Consider the following 1,623-nt stretch of genomic DNA (forward strand, 5'->3'; position numbering starts at 1 on the left):
AATCGAGTAGGAGGAAGCCTTCGGCTTCCGACCTCTCACACCACCGTGCGTACGGTTCCGTACACGGCGGTTCCATAATTTACACGCATACGCTCATACTGAGGCAACCAATCTTTAATGCCCCATCGTATGAGTGTTTTGTTTTGAATAGCACGATGAAGGGTTTCACTATGCGAGAGACGCCAATACTTTTTCCGACTGCCCGCTAGTTTCAGGGCTTCATCATGGTCAATGCCAAATCGTCTGAGTTGTCTGTAACGCGTGCGAACAGATTTCCATCGTTTCCATATAAGTTGGCGAAGCCGATGGTTGAGCCATTGCTTCGTTCGTATTAGAAATGTTTTCATCGCACCAATCGCATAGTAGTTAATCCAGCCAATAGCTGTCTGATTAATCTCTTGAGCAATATTTTGGAATGTACCCGGGCGATTTCGACGTGTAATTTTCTTCAACTTGCGGAGCAGTCTCTGTTTTGCCGTACTATCTGGGTAACAGGTGACCGTCTGTTTCATGCGGTATAAACGGAAGCCGAGAAACTTGTGCTTCATTGGGCTACCCACACAACTTTTTGATGGGTTTACAGCGAGTCCAAGTTTATTTTCTAAGAAGTACGTAACGGACTTCAGGACACGTTCGCCTGCTCGTTTGCTGCTGACATAAATGCGAAAGTCGTCCGCATAACGAACGAATTTATGTCCGCGCCGTTCCAGCTCTTTATCCAGTTGGTCGAGGTAGAGATTCGCGAGGAGCGGCGATAAGTTGCCGCCCTGCGGGGCTCCCTCTCGCGTTGCTGAAAAGGTTTCTCCATCCATAAAGCCTGCGTTTAGGAACTTCCAAATCAGTTTGAGAATCACCTTATCCGAGATGAAGCGTTCTAGGTAGGCCATTAAGCGTTGATGATTAATCGTGTCAAAGTAACTTTTGAGGTCGCAGATGACCGCAACGCGGTAACCCTCTGACCAGTAGGTCTCAGACTGACGAATAGCCATCTGTGCGCTTCGATGTGGGCGGAATCCATAGCTGTATTTGGAAAACGACGGGTCCAGTATCGGCACGAGCACTTGGTAGATAGCCTGTTGGACCATTCGGTCCAAGACACGCGGAATACCCAGCTTGCGCGCTGACCCATCCGGTTTTGGAATCCGTACACGTTTGACCGGTTGGGGTTGGTACGTGCCTTCTTTCAGCTTTTGGATTAAGGGCTGATAGTACTTCTTAACTGTTGGCACAAGTTCCTCAGTGGTCATCCCATCAATACCGGGTGCACCATGGTTGCGTTTGACGCTTAGACAAGCCTTCCAAAGATTTTGTGGCTCAATCACTTTATCAATAAGACATGCGCGACTCTGATTTTCTCGTTCCTTGTGACCGTTACTCAGCGCTCCTGCATAGCTTTCAGCTTCCAGCCTATGTTTCTGCAGGGAGCCATCTCTCGATGTATTCTGCTTTCTTGGCAACGATCCCACCTCCTGATTCCATCAGATTTAATTATGGTTCAGTCCTTCAGTGCAACCGTTGGTTGCACCTACTATGACCTCTGCTGACTTCTCGCCATTCATCCGAGCCTTGCTTATCGCTTGTGCTCCGATTGCGTCTGTAGGAAATTCATCCTTCTTGTCGGAC

1 protein-coding gene is annotated in these 1,623 nt (G+C 48.4%); it reads right to left on the reverse strand.

Annotated features, from left to right (window positions below):
- Window positions 1–35 precede the first annotated feature (35 nt).
- Window positions 36–1,379 carry a group II intron reverse transcriptase/maturase gene (ltrA, locus tag JOC27_RS13310; RefSeq protein WP_239530333.1) on the reverse strand — a complete coding sequence of 448 codons (1,344 nt, stop codon included), beginning with the start codon at window positions 1,377–1,379 and terminating at the stop codon, window positions 36–38.
- Window positions 1,380–1,623: the final 244 nt, after the last annotated feature.

Source organism: Sporolactobacillus spathodeae (genome assembly GCF_016908935.1).
Classification (GTDB): Bacteria; Bacillota; Bacilli; order Bacillales; family Sporolactobacillaceae; genus Sporolactobacillus; species Sporolactobacillus spathodeae.